Raw genomic sequence first — 16,194 nt, forward strand, 5'->3', positions numbered from 1 at the left:
GCCCGACAAGACTACCTATGACCCAACGTCTCTTCACGGCGCCTCCTGCTGCTGCTTCGGCTTCTTCTCGAGGATCTTGAACTGCACGCGGCGGTTCTTCTGGCGTCCCTCGTCGGTGTCGTTCTCCGCGATCGGGACGTCGGGCCCGTAGCCCTTCGACGCCAGCCGCTCGGCCTCGATGCCGCGCTGGACCAGCGCCTTCATGACCGACTCGGCCCTCGCCTGGCTGAGCTTGATATTGTACGCGCGTCCGCCGCGCGGGTCTGTGTGCCCTTGCACCTCGATCTTGGTGATCTCCGGGTGCTCCTTCAGCACACCCGCCACCTCATCGAGGAGCGGATCGCTCACCTTCTTGATGGTCGCCTTGCCGGTGTCGAACTGCACCTGCTGGAGGATGACGATCTCCGTCTCCGTCATGCGCACGGCGACGGGGCAGCCGTTCTTCGCCGGATCCGGATCGGGCTTGCCCTTCTCGTCGGGGCAGGCGTCCTTGTCGTCTCGCACCGTGTCGCCGTCGCGGTCGCCGGGGCAGCCGTTCGTCGCCGGATCCGAGGTGCGGATACCGGGGATGTCGGGGCAGGCGTCCTCCGCGTCGATCACGCCGTCGCCGTCCCTGTCGGGCGGCGGCGGGCAGCCGTGCTTCTTCGGATCCTCGTTCGCCGGGCCGGCCTCGTCCGGGCACGCGTCGACGTCATCCGTGATGCCGTCCTTGTCGCGGTCCCCGGGCGGCGGGCAGCCGTGCTTCTTCGGGTCGTCGTTCGCGATGCCGGGCGTGTCCGGGCACGCGTCGACGCGATCGAGGAAGCCGTCCTCGTCGCGATCGGACGGCGGGCAGCCGTTCTTCTTCGGATCCGGGTCGCCGACGCCGGGCACGTCCGGGCACGCGTCCTTCTCGTTGACGATGCCGTCCTTGTCGCGGTCCGGATCCGCGCGCCGGACCTCGGGCGAGTACGCGAGCATCGCGACGGCGCGGAAATCCGGGGTGCCGATGCCCGAGGTGAAGCCGGGGCCGGCGGCGACGCCGAGCTCGAAGTCGCGGAGCGTCGGCGCGAAGCGGTAGCGCAGGCCGAGCAGCGCCTCGACGTTCGTGTTGCGGGCCTCCGGGTCCTCCAGCACCGTCGACACGGTCGCCTCGGGGCCGATCTGGAGCTGCTCCTCCGAGCCCAGCAGCAGGCCGACGCCCGCGCCGCCGTTGAACATCAGGCCTTGCCGCACCTGCGCGAACGTCTGCGCGGGGCGCAGATCGACGCCGGCCGCGGCCGACCAGACGAAGCCCGGGATCCGGCCGCCGGCGAGGATCTGCGGCAGGCCGCGGACCGACTCCTCGCCCACGAACGAGCCGTCGCGGTCGCCGGTCGGCACCCACACGAAGCCGCCGACGGCGAGCTGGAACGGGTCGAAGTAATCGCCGAGGAGGCGCAGGCGCAGCCCGACCCGGAGATCGCCGAGCTGCACGTCGCTCGGCGACCTGAACGAGAGGCCCTCGGCCGCGGGGCTGTCGCCCTGCTGCAGCACGGCGAGCGGCAGGTCGACGTTGACGTGCAGCCGATCCCAGAGCGTGAGCGAGGAGTTCAGGTGCAGGAACAGCTGGTGGCCGACGATCGCGCCGAGGTTCTCGTCGCTGCCCTCCCGCGTGAGCACGAGCGGGTTGTGCGCGTAGTCGCCGAGCAGCATCACGTGCAGCGTCGCGCTGCCGTCCTGGTTCGGCGAGGCTGCATACGGCGACGGCACACCGAACATCCGGTCGCCGGCGGGCGCGGGGCTGAAGCGGTTGAGGGCGAGGCCGCGCGCCGGTCCCGCTTCCTGAGCGGACGCTGGCGCGGCCCACGCCGCCGCGGCTAGGGCGGCGGCGCCGCAGATCCATCGAGGGGGCAAGGGGGCTCTCATGCGCAGGATCACCTTGGGTGCTTTGGGCGAGCGGCCGTCGACTGCTCCGGCGCGCAGGCAAGTTGGGGGAAACGCGGCGTACTCGACGAGGAGGATCGGCGAGCAGCCTCGAAATCCCGGGCCGTCTTATAGGCTTCGCAGGACGCTACCGGTGGACTTTTCGCTGGGCGGCCGTCCGAATTCGGATCGGCCTCGACAGGGCGGCTCTCCTGCGAGCCGGCCTTCGCAGCGCGGCCTATGCAAGGCGTGTGCACGCCTCGCCGTCGCGTGGGGCGGGTGGTTTGTCGGGGATCTCGCGGCCCCAGCCGGCTCTGCGGCGGGCCGATTGAGGCCTACAGACATCAGCACTGCGGCCTCGGTGCGGCGGTATCGACCAGGATCGAGCGGGGGCGCGCCGGCGCGCTCGGCCGGCGGGCTCTGCGGTGCTCGCGGCCCCGGCGCTGCGTCGCCGGAGGCCTGGGTTCCCCGTGGGATCAAAAGTTCGTTCGGACGGTGCCGCTGAATTGAAAGATGCCAGGGTTCGAGCCGATCTTGCCAACGGCGGTGAACCTGGATCCTGGCGTGACGGCCAGCATCGGCGAGCGGAGCGCGTCGATCGGTGAGGTCGACTCGGCCTGGCTCGTCGCGTAGGGCGAGCTCCTCGTGATCTCTGCCCGGAGATACGAGCTGCCGCTCGTCACGACGGTCCTTGCCCATGCCGCGTTGCAGCTCGCCGAGTACCGGATCACGATCTTCCCGGCCGCGGTGTAGCCCGACATGATGTCGCTCGACGCCCGCGTGACCGCGTCGGTGGCCGGGCGCCGCGTCCGTCCGGGTCGTGTCGACTGGCGTATTCCGCGCGGGAGGCGCGTTCCAGCGCTCCATCTCGTGGGTGTATCGACTACCATCGTCTCCGAACGGCGGCTGCCACCGGCGACTCCAGACGACGGAGGTTTCGACGATGAACCTTTTTCCCGACGAGATGCGGCGGGATCCTTATCCCCTCTACGATCAGCTGCGGACCGGCTCTCCCGTGTTCCATGTCGCTCCGCTCGATCTCTGGATGGTCTTCGATTACGACGGGGTGAAGCGGGCGCTGACCGATCATGACGCCTTCAGCTCCGCGGTGACGCCTCCCACCGGCAAGGCGCCGGACTGGATCGTCTTCTCCGACCCGCCGCGCCACACGAAGCTTCGATCCATCGTCCTGCGGGCGTTCACGCCGCGCTCGATCGCGGGCCTGGAGCCGCGCATCCGGGAGCTGTCGCGCGATCTCCTGGATCCGTGCATCGAGCGCGGGGAGATGGACCTCGCGGCGGACTACGCGGGGCCGCTGCCCACGATGGTGATCGCGGAGATGCTCGGCATTCCCCCCGAGGACCGGGCGCGGCTGCTGCGCTGGAGCGAGGTGATAGTGAACCTCAGCCACGCGATCTCCGGCGGCGAGGAGGCGGCGAGGGCCGTGAGCGAGCACGCCGTGGTGAAGGAAGAGATGAAGGCGTATCTCGCGGACCTGATCGAGGCGCGCCGGAGGGCGCCGGCGGAGGACCTCTTGACCCGGCTCGTCGAGGCCGAGGTGGACGGCGAGCGGCTGACCGAGGGAGACATCCTGAACTTCTTCCAGTTCCTGCTCGCGGCGGGCACCGAGACGACAACGAACCTGATCGACAACGCGATCTTGTGCTTCCTCGAGAGCCCGGCGGAGCTCTTCCGCCTCCGGGCGGCACCCGAGCTCTTGCCCTCGGCGATCGAGGAGGTCCTGCGCCACCGCTCGCCGCTGCAGATGGTGTTCCGCGAGACGAAGCGCGCCGTCGAGGTGCACGGCCAGGTGATCCCGGCCGGGAAGCTGGTGCTGCCCGTGATCGGCTCCGCGAACCGGGATCCGCATCAATTCCACGACCCTGGCCGCTTCGACATCGGGCGCGACCCCAACCCGCACGTCGCGTTCGGCCACGGCATCCACTTCTGCATCGGGGCGGCGCTGGCGCGCCTGGAGGCGCGGATCGCGCTGCCGGATCTCCTCTGCCGTCTGCAGGGCCTCCGGCTCGCGAGCGACGAGCCGTGGGAGCCGCGCAAGGCGATCATCGTGCAGGGTCCGGCGCGCTTGCCGATCCGCTTCGAGCCGGGGAGGCGCGCCGCGGTGCACGCCGCGGGGGCGCACACGCCGTGCCCAGGGTGAAGGCTACGAGGAGGATCTCGCGGTGGGGGAGGGGGGCTCTGGACGAGCGGGTCCGAGGTGGGTCCAGGCGTGCCGTTGCACAGGGGCTCGCCGACGACGCCGCCGGCCGGGTGATGGACACAGAGGCGCTCATGGACTCCCTGGAGCGCGAGGTTGGGCCGATCGCGTGGCCGTAGTCTGGACGGAACGTTCACGCGACGACTTGGTCGACATCTTTCGCTTCATTGCGCGGGATGACCGGAAGGCTGCTGAGCGCTGGACAGCACGCATCGTTCAGCACGCAGAGCTCGCAGCGACGACGCCGTTCGGCGGACGCGTTGTGCCGGAGCTCGGGCGCGACGACGTCCGGGAGCTCTTCCTGCGGTCCTATCGAATCATGGCTTCTCCGTAGAATCTGTGGGTGCATGGTTCGAGCAAGGGCACAACGACTTGCGAATCAGCCGGAGGGGGCCCAGCCGTCCAGCCCCGCTACGCGGCTGGGCGCAGCGCCGGGTGCATGCGCTGGTTGGGCCGTCTACTCCAGCACCTTGGTCGCTGAAGCGGTGGCGGAGCCGGTCCATTCGCACCGGGAAGCCGGAATTCAACGCCAAGGCGCCAAGGCGCAAAAAGGCAAGTGAGAGGGGGAAGTCATTCCTGCAATGCGCTGAGAAGGCGTTTTGGGGAGACCGTCTCGCCCAATGGGCAAAGCTCGGCATCAGCCCCCTGGGTGCTGCTCGAAGATGGACGACTCGCTCGGTTGCAAGGGATAGCGGTACAGCGGTCGTCCAGCGGCGGCCTTCCCCGCTCAAGCTGACAGGCGGGCGGCAGGCCGCGCCCGTGCCCCGTGCGGCTCTTCGGCGATCACCCCGCGTCAGACCCCCGTCGCCAGCACGGTGACGGGGGTGGCCGGAAAGACGCGCTTGCGAGCGCCGTCGAAGCGCACGCGGATGACGTTGCCCGGCGAGAGCTTCCGGAGAGACTCCTCGCCGACGAGGAGGGTCTCCTGGTCGACGAAGGCCGGGCTGCCGTCGTCGGGGACGACCTCGAAGAGGACCACGACGAGGAAGCCATTTTGCTTCGCGAGCTCCCGCACCACCGTGCAACGGAGGACGCGCCCGCGGCCGAGGGAGCCGAACGATGCGACCAGGGTGGAGGCGAGGTGCCGCAGGAACCGCGCGAGCTGTAGAATCGCGAAGAGGCCCCCCGCCGCGACGAGCGCCCAGTACGCCGGCGACTCGACTGCCTGTGTCGCGGCCCAGGCGGCGAGCCCGGCGCCCCCGAAGACGAAGACCGCGTGGAGGAAGAAGCCGAAGCCGTTGATCGGCAAGTGACGGACGAGCGTCCAGTAGGCCGAGAGGAACACGCTCTCCACGGCCCGCTCGGCTTCGTCTCTGGACACGGACGCTGCCCGCGCATAGTGGGCAATGGCCTCGTCGCGCTTGCCGTCGACGAGCAGCTGCTTGACGCGCTCGATGTCGTCTTTCGAGACGGTCTGGGCCCTGATTTGCGCGACGGCGGCGCCGGTGGCGGGCCGCTCGACGAAGAGACTCGTGTTGCAGAAGATGCAGATGACGCTGCGCCGCCCCGACTCGACGGAGAGCGGCGCCCCGCAGTTGGGGCAAGAGGTCATCGAGAGCAGGAGGCTCATGAGCAGGTAAGCCTACCTCAGACCTCGCCTGAGCTCGAGCGTAGCGCGCGGCGGGACGGCGCCGCCCTGCGTCCAGCATCGCCGACCCCAGCGAGCGCCGGCGTGACGTCCGGCTCGTCGAAGGACTCGAGGACGTCGCCTGTCGGCGCACATCCCCCCGAGCACGACCGGCGCCTGCACCGGGACAACCTCCGTTATTTCTGACCGGCGTACCCGCCGGCCGCGTGCTCCTGAACGCCTGAACCGTGCGCGATACCGACAAACGCGACGGCGTTCCACTTCCACCCGCGCCCCGGGTTGGTGCGCAGCTTCTCCGCCGCCGAGAACTTCCGCCTCTTACCCGGCTTCGGCACAGTCTCGGCGGCGACGCCACTCGGGCGGGGAGCAGCGCCCTGCGCCGCTGGGGCGGGGGTAGGATCGACGGATCGGAGATGGGAAGGCTTCGGCACGGGTCAGGTCCATTCTCCGCCCTCTCACCACAGATTTCCAGGGGGAGCCTGTCTCACCGGACGTTGGCACAGAGGGCCGCAGGAGGCCTGCGACCACCTCAGGTCTTGTCCGTTCCGCCTGACGGCGCCATCAAGTCGTCCACGAACCGGCGCATCAGGCGCACCAGGTCGCTGAAGTCTTCCTCACTCCACTTGGCGAGGATGGGGGCCGCAAGCCGCTGACGCGCGGCGTCCAAGGCGTCCGTCATCTGCCGCCCCTTGTCGGTGATCACCGCCTCATGGATGCGACGATCGGCCGGGCTCGGTCGGCGTTCGATCAGCCCCAGGCTCTCGAGCTTCGCGACCTGGCGGCTGACGGTCGTGTAATCGCGCCCGGCTCGGTTCGAGAGCTCGACCACGCCGATCGGCCCGAAGCGCTCGATCCCCACCAGCAGCCGAAAGAGGGCTTGATCCAGGGAGATGCCTGCCTCCGCGAGCAGCTCCTGATCGCGCTGCGGCTGGTTCATGAGCGCGATCAGATCGACCATGGCTCCGTGGAGCTCGCGGAGCTTCTTTTTTGTGATGCGTGTATTTTGCACAAATTTCCTTGACGCTTCGGAGGGCGCGGTTATATGCAATATACACATATCTGAAACGCGGTCCAAAAAAGCGGAGCTCGCTGTGGAATCTATTTTTTCGACGGATGTCCTGATCGTCGGCGCAGGTGCTGCTGGGTTGACCCTCGCCATTGAGCTCGCCCGTCGGGGCGTTGCGTTCCGGCTCATCGACAGGCAGGACGGGCCCTTTCGCGGCTCGCGCGGCAAAGGGATCCAGCCGCGCAGCCAGGAGGTGTTCGAGGATCTGGGCATCCTCGACCGCGTCGTTGCGACCGGCGGCCTGTACCCACCCCCGCGGGTATATCGCGACGACGGAGGCTACGAGGAGTCGCAGATCATGGAGCCTCAGGACCCGACGCCTGGCGAGCCCTATCGTCTGCCGCTCCTCGTGCCTCAATTCCTGACCGAAGCCGCGATGCGCGAGCGTCTGGCGGAGCTCGGGAAATACCCGGAGTTCAGCCGCGAGCTGAAAGGCTTCGAGCAGGATGGCGAGGGGGTCAACGCCCGCATCGCCGGCCCGACGGGCGAGGAGACCGTCCGCGTCCGCTACCTCGTCGGAGCGGACGGCGGCCGCAGCGTCGTGCGGCACGCGCTCGCGATCGGCTTTCCCGGCAAGACCCTGGGGGTGCGCGCGGTCGTCGCCGACGTCGTCCTGGAGGGACTCAGCGGGGACGCCTGGCATCGCTTCAACGAAGGGTCGATGGAGAAGCAGATGTCGCTGTGCCCGCTCGTCGGCACCGACATGTTCCAGTTGCAGGCGCCGATTCCTCTCGAGGGTGATGTCGATCTCTCCGCGGAAGGCCTTACAGCGATGGTCACGGGCCGCACGGGCCGAGGCGACATCGTGATCCGTTCGGTCTCCTGGGCCTCCGCCTACACCATGAACGCGCGCCTCGCCGACCGTTACCGGGACGGGCGCGTCTTCCTCGCCGGCGATGCCGCGCATATCCACCCGCCGACGGGTGGGCAGGGCCTCAATACGAGCGTGCAGGATGCCTACAACCTCGGCTGGAAGCTCGCCGCCGTTCTGGCAGGTGCGCCGGAGGCGCTGCTCGCGACCTACGAGGAGGAGCGCCGGCCGATCGCCGCGGAGACGCTCGGCCTGACAACGAAGCTCCTGGAGGCGGCGAAGCGAGGCGTCATGCGCCGCGGACGCGACGTGCAGCAGCTCGATCTCGGATACCCGGAATCGTCGCTGGCCATGGAAAAGCCGAAACGCAGCGGCGGCATCCTCGCGGGCAACCGAGCGCCGGACGCGCCCGTCCGCGGCGTTGCGGGGATGCCGACACGGCTCTTCAAGCTCTTCCAAGGTCCGCATTGGACCTTGCTGGGCTACGGGCCGGACCGGCTCTCGGCCGTCGAGCCGCGCCCCGGACTTCATATCCACGCGGTCGGGCCGCACGGCGACATCGTCGATGATGGCGGCCATCTCCGCGCTGCTTATGGCGTGTCGCCCGGCGACTGGGTGCTCGTCCGGCCGGACGGATATATCGGCGCCATCGTGTCGTCCGATCATGCACCCGCTCTGGAAGCCTACCTTGCCAGCGTCGGCCTCCCATCACGGGGATGACAAGGACGAGAGCGCGCTCTCGTCACGCCGCAAGCAGTGGAGTTCACCGAGCCAACGGCGCGGCCGCTCGCGTCAGTGGAGACGGAACCTCGACCAGGGCACCTGGACGCCGGCTCCACCGTTCTGGCCGATCAGGTTCGCGGTCTCCGCCGCGGGGTCCAGCGTGATCGACGAGATGTAGCGATCCCCCGTGACCGTCACCGGGCCCTTGACCTGGTTGTGCTGCGCGTCGTACCCGGTCACGCCGAAGAGCTCCTCGTTGTTGGTGTCCGAGTACACGGCGGCCCGAGGCGACGGGTAGGCTGGCGCGAGTGTGACGGATCGCGACGGTTCGGCGGCCGTCTCCAGGTGGACGTGGTTCCAGAAAAAGATGGGTGGTACCCGTCTTCCAACGGACGTGGATCCGGCATAAGATGAGAAGCAGGGGGTTCAATCGAGATGGATTCCCATGCCGAGAAGTTTGCCAAGCTCGCCGAGCGAATTGAACGCGAGTTGAAGCGTATCGATGATGCTGCAGTTGCTGCTCGGCTCACGCCTGTGCGGGCACCGGAAAGGGAACCTCATTGGTTTACTCGCGTCCTTTCAAAGCTTCGACGTGGTTTGAAGGCTCAGCCGAGCGCCGAGGACGAGGGAGCTCGTCGATTTGAAGAGGCTCAACGCCGTCTGGAATCACTTGAGAGATACGGGGCGGAGCTGGCACGAGCGGCTGCGCAGGAGGCTGCGAACGCCAGGGAATGGGAACGACGCGCGATGCTCGCGGTTCGAGCGGGTGACGATGTCATCGCGCGCGAAGCGCTCTGCCGGCAGCGCGAGGCGCTCGAATGTGCATCGGCGCTCGAGCGGCAAGCCGCAACGATCTCGGCGGCAATGGCCGAGTACACGTCTGCGCTCGCCGACATCAAGGCCTTCGCGCGCTGATGGGGCTGCGACAGACGACGCCAGACCGGCCAGTGCACGCGCCTGGGTAGCCCGCATCGATGACGGAACGCAGGCAGGTGCGTCCTCCACGGTCGGGATGAGCTGCGTAACCCGGTGCTGAGCTTGACGACGCCCGCCGTGATGCTCCCACGCTGCGGCGCGACACCCCCCTCCTTCGCGATCACGCGAGGCGAGTCGCTTCCTGAGCTCCGAGCTCCGAGCTGAGCTCGACCGCCGTCTGGATCGTCTCGATCTCGAAGGCCCCACCGGCGTCCCCTGGGAGGACGTCCGTGCCGAGATGACCACCGGCGAGTCGTGAGCAGGCCGGGGCCCTCAAGGCTCCTTCTTCTTCTTCCACTTCTTCTTTTTTGGCGGCGGGAGCTTCGTCTTGTTCGGGTCCTTCGGCGCCCACGGAACGCGCGTGTCGATCGGCAGGATGTCCTCGTGCGGCAGGGCGCGCTCGCCCTCGCGCTTCACCGCGAACGACGCCGAGACCACGTTGACCTTGTGCGCGCCGACGTCGGACAGATCGCCTTTGACGCGGAGCCCGAGAGGGATGCAGAACATCCTCTTCCGCTCTTCTTCATCCATGTCGCCCGCCGGCGGCGCGCCGTCCCCCGGGCCGCGCAGCTGGCCGAGCCGACTCGGATCCTCCATCGCCTGCTGGAGCTGCTCGAGCACCTCCTCGGCGCACACGAGCTCCGGCTTGGGCTTCTTCCTGCTGCCGGACGGATACTGCACCTTGGACTGGACCTTGACCGTGACGGTCACCGGCTGCCGGTCAGGCCCCATCTGCAGCGCGCTCCCGGCGAGCGCCCCCTTGGCCCCGTCCACGATGCGATCCCACGTGGGGCCGTCCCCGGCCGACGCGCTCACCAGCCGGACGCCGAGGACCTGGCCGTCGGCGCCGAGCTTGACCTCGAAGGTCGCCCTCGCGTCGAGGGGCGCGGCCGAGGAGCGCACCATGTCCGCCAGGGTGCTCGCCACCGCGCCCGCGGCGGGGACGCTGATCCCCACGCTCTTGTCCTTGCTGTGCAGCGTCTCGTTCAGCACCGTGCCCGCGATCGCCGGATCCACCGGGCGAGCGCGCGGGGCGGCCGTCGGGGCGGCGCGCGGCGCGTCAGGGCCGGGGAGCACGCCGGGCACGGTCCAGAGGGGCGTCCCGAGCCCTGGGGCGAGCGCGATGCCCCCGCCCTCGGCGGGCGGCGCCCCGCCGTACTCGTCGCCGGGCGGCGCCGTCCCCGGGGCCCCCGGGGCCTCTGCGGCGGGCGCAGGGGCCTCGGCGGGCGCGGCGGCCTCGGCCGCAGGCCGGGCGGCGGCTCCGGCTGCGGGCGGCGCCGTCTCCGGAGGCGCGGCCTTCGGCTCGGCGGCGGGGGAGGCCGGCACCGGTCTCGCGCGCTCCATCGAGGCGACCTTGGCCGCTGCGGCGCCCGGCGCGGGCGCCTGCGCCTTCTCGGCCGGAGCGGCCTTGCCGATCTCGCCGGCCGCCTCCGGCTCGCCCGCGAGCGGCTCGCCCCCGGCCGGCGCCGCGGTTGCGGCCTGGGGAGCCGGTGATTCCAGCTCGAAATCGATGCCATCCACGATCGCGGACGGCTCGGCAGGGCCCTCCGGAGGCCGCTCCGGCGTCGGCGCGGCGAGGATCGCGGCGTGCGCCGCGACCGCCATGGCCAGGGCCACGGCATCGCGCCCCCGCAGGGAGATGCTCACCGCCTCCTCGTGCCAAGGCAAGCGCGCATCGACCAGTTCTAGCACGCCCCCCGGCGCGCGGACCTGCATCCCCGGTGGTCCCCCGCCCACCGGCGCGAAAAGCACGATCGCGGCGCGGCGCGGCGCGCTCGCCGCGCGGCCGCTGCGGCCGGTGTTTCGCTCCCGTCGTGTCGCTGCGCTGTAAGCTGCGCTGTAAATCGCGTGCCGACGTGCGGTGTCAGAGCACCGGCGTGCCCGGCGCGGCGTCCTCGACCGTGATGGTGCGGACTCGCCCCTCGACCTCGGCGGTCAGCAGCATGCCTTCGGAAACGAGCCCTTTGCCGAAGTCGCGCGGCGGCAGGTTGCAGATGACGACGATCCGCTTGCCCACCAGCTCTTCCGGGGCGTAGCTCGCCGCGATGCCCGAGATGATGCGCCGCGGGGCGCCGTCGCCGGTGTCGACGCGCAGATCGAGCAGCCGGTCCTTCTTCTTCACGCGCTCAGCGCTCGTGACCACGCCGATCCGGAGGTCCAGCCGGGCGAAATCGTCGAACGCCACGGGGCTCTTGCCCTGGCGCGCCGGCGGGGCGGCCACCTCGGCGCCGCCGCTCGCCCCGGGCGCGGCCTTCGAATCGGCCTTCGCGCCGGCCTGCGCATCGGCCTTCCCCGGCTCGGCGTCCGGCCGTGGCGGGGCGAACCGGGCGAGCAGCTCGGCCTCTTTCTCCTTCTCGAGGCGCGGGAAGATGGGCGAGCCCCTGCGGAGCTTGTCGCCGGGGGCTCGCGAGGGGAGCGCCATCGGCCAGCGATCGCTGCCCTCCTCGAACGCGATCGGCGGCAGCCCGAGCTGCTCGCGCATCCTGCCCGCCACGACCGGCATCACGGGGGAGATCATCACGCTGATCGCCTCGAGCTGCTCGATCAAGGTCGCGATGATCGTCCCGAGGCGCGCCGGGTCCGTCTTCTTGGCCACCCACGGAGCGGCCTTGTCGACGTAGAGGTTCGCCGCGGCGATCACCGTCCAGATCGCGTCGAGCGCGCGCGTCGGCTGGTTCGCGTCGAACGCCGTCGCCGCGGCCGCCGCGGCCTGCCGCTGCGCCCCGGCGAGCTCCTCCTCGAGCGGGCCCAAGGCCCCCTTCGCGGGCACCTCCTCGGCGAACGGGAGCACGCGATTCAGCAGGTTACCGAGCGCGTTGCCGAGCTCCGAGCCATACCGCGACAGCACGTCCTGGAGGCTGAAGTCGCCGTCCTGGCCGAACGAGATCGCGCGCATCAGGCAATACCGCACCACGTCCGCCCCGACGAGGGGCGCGCCGGCCTCCGCGCCCGGGCCGCCGGGCAGGGCCGCCGCGGCCGCCTCGGAGAGGGCGGCCGCCACCTCGACGGGGCTGATGGTGTTGCGGAGCGTCTTCGACATCTTCTGCCCGCTGTACGTGAGGAACCCGTGGGCGAAGACCTGGCGCGGCAGCTCCGCCTCGCCGTAGCCGGCCGAGAGCAGGAATGCGGGCCAGTAGACGGCGTGGAAGCGCAGGATGTCCTTGCCGACGAGGTGCACGTCCGCGGGCCAGAAGCGCGTGTTGTCCTCCGGCTCCCGGAGGGCGGTCATGTAGTTCGCCAGCGCGTCGAACCAGACGTACATGACGTGCTTCGGGTCGTCGGGGACGGGGATGCCCCACTGGAACGTGGTGCGGGAGACCGACAGATCCTGGAGCCCCTCGCGCACGAAGCTCACCACCTCGTTCAGGCGGCTCGCCGGCTGCACGAAGGTCGGGTTGCGCTTGTAATAATCGAGCAGCGCGTCTCCGTACCTGGACAGGCGGAAGAAGTAGCTCTCTTCCTTGACGCTCTCGGCGGGCTTCTTGTGCAGCGGGCAGACGTTCCCGGGCTGCTCCAGGTCCTTCTCGGTGTAGTAGGCCTCGCACCCGACGCAGTAGAGCCCCTCGTAGTGGCCGAGGTAGATGTCCCCGCGCGCCTTGATCCGGCTCCAGAGCTCCTGCACGGCCTTCTTGTGGCGCGGCTCGCTCGTGCGGATGAAGTCGTCGGGAGCGCAGCCGAGCTTCGGCCACGTGGCGCGGAAGACGGCGGCGATCTCGTCGGCGTGGGCGCCCGGCGCGACGCCGCGCGCCTCGGCGGCGCGCTGGATCTTGAGGCCGTGCTCGTCCGTGCCGGTGAGCATGCGGCTCTCGTGGCCGCGCAGCCGGTGGTAGCGGCACAGCACATCCGCGGCGATCGTCGTGTAGGCGGTGCCGAGGTGCGGGACGTCGTTGATGTAATAGATGGGCGTCGTGACGTAGAAGCGGCTCGCCATGGCAGCGCCCTCTTAGCATGGGGCGCTCTCCCGCGGCGAGCCGGCGCGGCGCCGATCAGATCAGCGCGTCCTCGGGGAGCTCGGCCTGGTGCAGGACTCCATCCGTGAACACCTGGCCGTCGATCTCGTAATAGAGCCGGATCTGCACCTTGCGCGCGTCCGGCCGTGGCGACACCGAGCCCGGCGTCGCGGTGGATCCCTGGAAAATCTTGCCGGCGAAGCTGAACTGCTGGTTCGGGCCCCACCCGGTATACACGAGCGGGATCGTCTCGGCGTGGACGAGCGCGTCGTGGCCGTCGAACACGTGGACATCGATCCATGCGCTGGCGCCCCACGCCGAATGGCTGACCCACGCGTCGAGGTCCAGGTGGTTCTGGATGTCTGTCCCCGCGATCGGCCCCTGCGCGGGCCTCGGGAACGCGTAGACCTTCGAGACCCGAAAGGCCCGGACGTTCGTGATGTCGGGGCGCCGCTGCGCCCCCGCGCGGTAGACGACCGGCTGCGCCGGGATCCGCGGCGGCGGGCCGCCCACGTCGAACCAGTAGTTGTCGCCGAAGCGCGTGTCCCACGCCTCGCACCGGCGGCTGGTCTGCGAGAAGCCGTGGAACCAGATCTCCGCCTGGGTCGCGTCGTCGGGCACCGAGATCTCCAGGGCCGCGGGCCTGTGCGCGACGACGTGCCCGGGCGGGTTCCCCGGGGCCCGCACCTCCTCGACGACGCTCCCCTGCACGATCGCGCCGCGCGGGTGAAAGCGGACGTAGGCGGTGATGTCGCCGATCTCGGCGCCGCGCCACGTCGTGAAGCAGCGCGATAGGCGGCTCAGCTCATACTCGATCCTGAGCTTCCCCCCGCGCTCGATCGGACCCTGCTGCGCGTGCTGCCAGTCAGGCAGGAACTGGAGAACAGCGGTCGTTGCCATCGGGACCCTCCTTGCATGGACGCGTAGCCAGGAACGGGCAGCAAATGCAAGCGGGGCGACGTTTCGGCCGGCGTGAACGCCGATCGCGCGTCGGCCGATCGCGCGGGTGCGGTTTCGGGGGGGCGTGACGGCCGATCGCGTCCCCTCGGACGGCACGGACCCAAACCGGGCCCAGCTGTCAAGCGCTGGGCCTGGGGAGCCCGCCGTGACCGAGCCGTCGTGTCGGGCTGCGGTGGTCGCTCGCCCGCGGCGCGTTCATGACCCGGGCGCGCGACAGGCTCGGGGACGAGACCGCTCAGGAGTTCGCCCTGAGCTCGGTGAACTCGCCTGGATCGTGGATGGTGGGGGGATTGGTCCCGCCACCGATGAAGTCTTCCGTCCGGTCGTACATGCCGAAGTGGGTCACCGGCGCCGAACCGCCCTTCGCCGGGAAACCATCCGGGCCTGCCTTGACCCCGAGGGCGTTCATCAAGCTGCAGTAGTACTTGTTGATCGGCGCGTTGGCGAGCGACGGATCGGTCCCCGTTTCCTGGGAGTACCCGTCGACCTCTTGCGGAGCGCCCTCGGCACACGTGATCTCGCTGTTGCCGGTCGTGAGATCGGGCGAGCCGTCATCGACGTTCACGGCCCAGCCGGTCTTGAAATAGCCGCCGGCGCTGCCGACCTGGACGATCGGCAGGTTGTTGAGGTTGAGGGCGCAGCCGTCCGACATCTCCTGGAGCCAGACGGCCGCGCAGTTGTCGAGGAGCGTCCCGTCGCCCTCGTCGATACGGTTCAGCTGCCCGACGAGGTGGGCGAACTTCCTTGCATAGAAGTCGTCGATCTCGAGGAGCATGTCAATCACACCCGGGACGCAGGGGCCCTGCACTCCCGCGCTGTCCAAGCGACTCGAGAGACCTTCGCTCTCTTGCGTCAGGCCGAGCCCCGTAAAGCTGTAGTTCCCGGGGTACTTCAGGAAGATGACGGGGTTCGCGTTGCACGCCGCCGCGAGCACGGCGAGGTTCGAATAGAGGTCGGCTCCGTCCAGGCTGTCCGAGATTCGCTGCATCAGCCGGTCTTCGCCGAGCGGGGTTGTGCTCGCCAGGTCGATGTTTTCTTGCGTCACGCCGAGCGCTGTGGCGAGGGACGTGTCGCACTGCGCAGAAGCCACCACGTTTCCTGTCGAGTGGAGGAGCTCCTTCCAGGCTGCGAGCTTCTGCTTGTCGGCACGGCTCATGTCGAACCGCTCGAGCCTCTGCAGATCGTCCTTCACGATGTCGAGGACGCTCTTGCCGCGCATCGCCGCGTAGGTGTCCGGAGACGGCGGCTTCCCCGCCTCGAAGACGCCCGTGAGGCTGCTGAAGGCCTGCTGCGCGTCGAGGCCCCTGAAGAGGGTCTCGGCGGCGGAGTAGGAGATCGCCGACTGAGAGTTGTCATTCTGACCACCCGTGTTCAAGAGCAACGGAGTGCCTTGCGGGCTGAGCTGTCGTGCGATGACGTGGTCCAGCGAGGGACCGGTCGGTTTGGCGTTGAACTTCGTCGCCTGGTTGAAGCTGAACGGGTCGTTGCTGTTGGGAGTGACCGGGTGGCAAGTGAAGTACGACCCGACCACCTGCGTGTGGTGATCGTTCCCCTGCCCCCGAACCATCGTCGCCGTCCACTCGTTCATCGCGCGGATGCCTCGGGGCATGAGGAGCTTGTCGACGTAAGGCGCCAGGTGCTTGAGCGTCGTCGACTCGAGGTCCGCCGCGGTGAGCGGTCCGTGCGATTTCTTCGGGAACCACCGCGTCGTGATGCAGCCATAGTGCGTGTACATCACGATCAGCCGCTTCGGTGGCGTGGCCGGCTGCGCCATCACGGAGCGGTCGAGGATCGAGCCGAGGAACGGCGCCGCGACGCAAGCTCCGCCCAGCCCCCGGAGGAAAATTCTTCGGTTCACGCGCTTTGCCATGATCGTATTTTTCCTGCCTCAGTGGAGATAACGCCCGGCTGACACCCGGAACGCCCTCCGGATGCCCGCGTTCGCCACGTCTCCGTCACCCCTACAATGCCCGCAGGCCCGTGAACGTATTTGGATTTCGCTCGGCCGGGAGCGCTCGT

General features: G+C 69.4%; 13 protein-coding genes. 4 read left to right on the plus strand and 9 right to left on the minus strand.

All coding sequences use genetic code 11. The annotated features are described in order from the left end of the window. Positions 1–33 precede the first annotated feature (33 nt). Positions 34–1,887, minus strand: coding sequence for an OmpA family protein (locus tag WMF39_RS00660; protein ID WP_437743626.1), 1,854 nt, complete (start codon positions 1,885–1,887; stop codon positions 34–36). Between the two features lie 473 nt (positions 1,888–2,360). After that, the gene (locus tag WMF39_RS00665) at positions 2,361–2,774 is read right to left on the minus strand and encodes a DUF2690 domain-containing protein (protein WP_437743627.1); all 414 of its coding nucleotides are present in this window, start codon (positions 2,772–2,774) and stop codon (positions 2,361–2,363) included. A gap of 53 nt (positions 2,775–2,827) precedes the next feature. On the opposite strand from WMF39_RS00665, the gene WMF39_RS00670 reads away from it, so the two are divergent. Together WMF39_RS00670 and WMF39_RS00675 are read left to right on the plus strand one after the other, a co-directional pair. Beyond that, entirely contained in the window at positions 2,828–4,045 is a 1,218-nt protein-coding gene (locus WMF39_RS00670; RefSeq protein ID WP_437743628.1) for a cytochrome P450, read from the plus strand. Positions 4,046–4,211: 166 nt separating this feature from the next. Next, positions 4,212–4,436 carry a type II toxin-antitoxin system RelE/ParE family toxin gene (locus tag WMF39_RS00675; protein WP_437743629.1) on the plus strand — a complete coding sequence of 75 codons (225 nt, stop codon included), beginning with the start codon at positions 4,212–4,214 and terminating at the stop codon, positions 4,434–4,436. 459 nt (positions 4,437–4,895) lie between these two features. Here the strand turns inward: WMF39_RS00675 and WMF39_RS00680 are convergent, their stop codons facing one another. Both WMF39_RS00680 and WMF39_RS00685 read right to left on the minus strand, forming a co-directional pair. Continuing rightward, complete coding sequence (locus WMF39_RS00680) at positions 4,896–5,672, minus strand: hypothetical protein (protein ID WP_437743630.1); 777 nt, start codon at positions 5,670–5,672, stop codon at positions 4,896–4,898. 547 nt (positions 5,673–6,219) lie between these two features. Further along, complete coding sequence (locus tag WMF39_RS00685) at positions 6,220–6,747, minus strand: MarR family winged helix-turn-helix transcriptional regulator (RefSeq protein ID WP_437748142.1); 528 nt, start codon at positions 6,745–6,747, stop codon at positions 6,220–6,222. A gap of 34 nt (positions 6,748–6,781) precedes the next feature. On the opposite strand from WMF39_RS00685, the gene WMF39_RS00690 reads away from it, so the two are divergent. Further along, a complete protein-coding gene (locus WMF39_RS00690) occupies positions 6,782–8,287 on the plus strand; it encodes an FAD-dependent oxidoreductase (RefSeq protein WP_437743631.1) in 1,506 nt (501 codons plus the stop codon). Between the two features lie 72 nt (positions 8,288–8,359). On the opposite strand, the gene WMF39_RS00695 is transcribed toward WMF39_RS00690, so the two are convergent. Further along, positions 8,360–8,566, minus strand: a complete 207-nt coding sequence (locus tag WMF39_RS00695; protein ID WP_437743632.1) for a hypothetical protein — start codon at positions 8,564–8,566, stop codon at positions 8,360–8,362. A gap of 159 nt (positions 8,567–8,725) precedes the next feature. On the opposite strand from WMF39_RS00695, the gene WMF39_RS00700 reads away from it, so the two are divergent. Beyond that, a complete protein-coding gene (locus WMF39_RS00700) occupies positions 8,726–9,205 on the plus strand; it encodes a hypothetical protein (RefSeq protein ID WP_437743633.1) in 480 nt (159 codons plus the stop codon). A 333-nt stretch (positions 9,206–9,538) separates the two neighbouring features. Here WMF39_RS00700 and WMF39_RS00705 read toward each other — a convergent pair whose 3' ends face one another. From WMF39_RS00705 to WMF39_RS00720, 4 genes are all read right to left on the minus strand, one after another. Continuing rightward, positions 9,539–10,912, minus strand: a complete 1,374-nt coding sequence (locus WMF39_RS00705) for a hypothetical protein (protein WP_437743634.1) — start codon at positions 10,910–10,912, stop codon at positions 9,539–9,541. Positions 10,913–11,129: 217 nt separating this feature from the next. After that, the gene (metG, locus tag WMF39_RS00710; protein WP_437743635.1) at positions 11,130–13,196 is read right to left on the minus strand and encodes a methionine--tRNA ligase; all 2,067 of its coding nucleotides are present in this window, start codon (positions 13,194–13,196) and stop codon (positions 11,130–11,132) included. 55 nt (positions 13,197–13,251) lie between these two features. Further along, a complete protein-coding gene (locus tag WMF39_RS00715) occupies positions 13,252–14,115 on the minus strand; it encodes a DUF6209 family protein (RefSeq protein WP_437743636.1) in 864 nt (287 codons plus the stop codon). A 295-nt stretch (positions 14,116–14,410) separates the two neighbouring features. After that, positions 14,411–16,045, minus strand: coding sequence for a DUF1552 domain-containing protein (locus WMF39_RS00720; protein ID WP_437743637.1), 1,635 nt, complete (start codon positions 16,043–16,045; stop codon positions 14,411–14,413). Positions 16,046–16,194: the final 149 nt, after the last annotated feature.

Source organism: Sorangium sp. So ce1504, assembly GCF_051521635.1.
Lineage (GTDB): Bacteria > Myxococcota_A > Polyangia > Polyangiales > Polyangiaceae > Sorangium > Sorangium cellulosum_B.

Bases quoted from the DNA above. Each gene is read 5' to 3' on its own strand.
- WMF39_RS00670 (WP_437743628.1), top strand. From the start codon at position 2,828: ATGAACCTTTTTCCCGACGAGATGCGGCGGGATCCTTATCCCCTCTAC.
- WMF39_RS00700 (WP_437743633.1), top strand. From the start codon at position 8,726: ATGGATTCCCATGCCGAGAAGTTTGCCAAGCTCGCCGAGCGAATTGAA.
- metG (WP_437743635.1), bottom strand. From the start codon at position 13,196: ATGGCGAGCCGCTTCTACGTCACGACGCCCATCTATTACATCAACGAC.
- WMF39_RS00665 (WP_437743627.1), bottom strand. From the start codon at position 2,774: ATGGTAGTCGATACACCCACGAGATGGAGCGCTGGAACGCGCCTCCCG.
- WMF39_RS00680 (WP_437743630.1), bottom strand. From the start codon at position 5,672: ATGAGCCTCCTGCTCTCGATGACCTCTTGCCCCAACTGCGGGGCGCCG.
- WMF39_RS00720 (WP_437743637.1), bottom strand. From the start codon at position 16,045: ATGGCAAAGCGCGTGAACCGAAGAATTTTCCTCCGGGGGCTGGGCGGA.
- WMF39_RS00715 (WP_437743636.1), bottom strand. From the start codon at position 14,115: ATGGCAACGACCGCTGTTCTCCAGTTCCTGCCTGACTGGCAGCACGCG.
- WMF39_RS00660 (WP_437743626.1), bottom strand. From the start codon at position 1,887: ATGAGAGCCCCCTTGCCCCCTCGATGGATCTGCGGCGCCGCCGCCCTA.
- WMF39_RS00685 (WP_437748142.1), bottom strand. From the start codon at position 6,747: ATGTGTATATTGCATATAACCGCGCCCTCCGAAGCGTCAAGGAAATTT.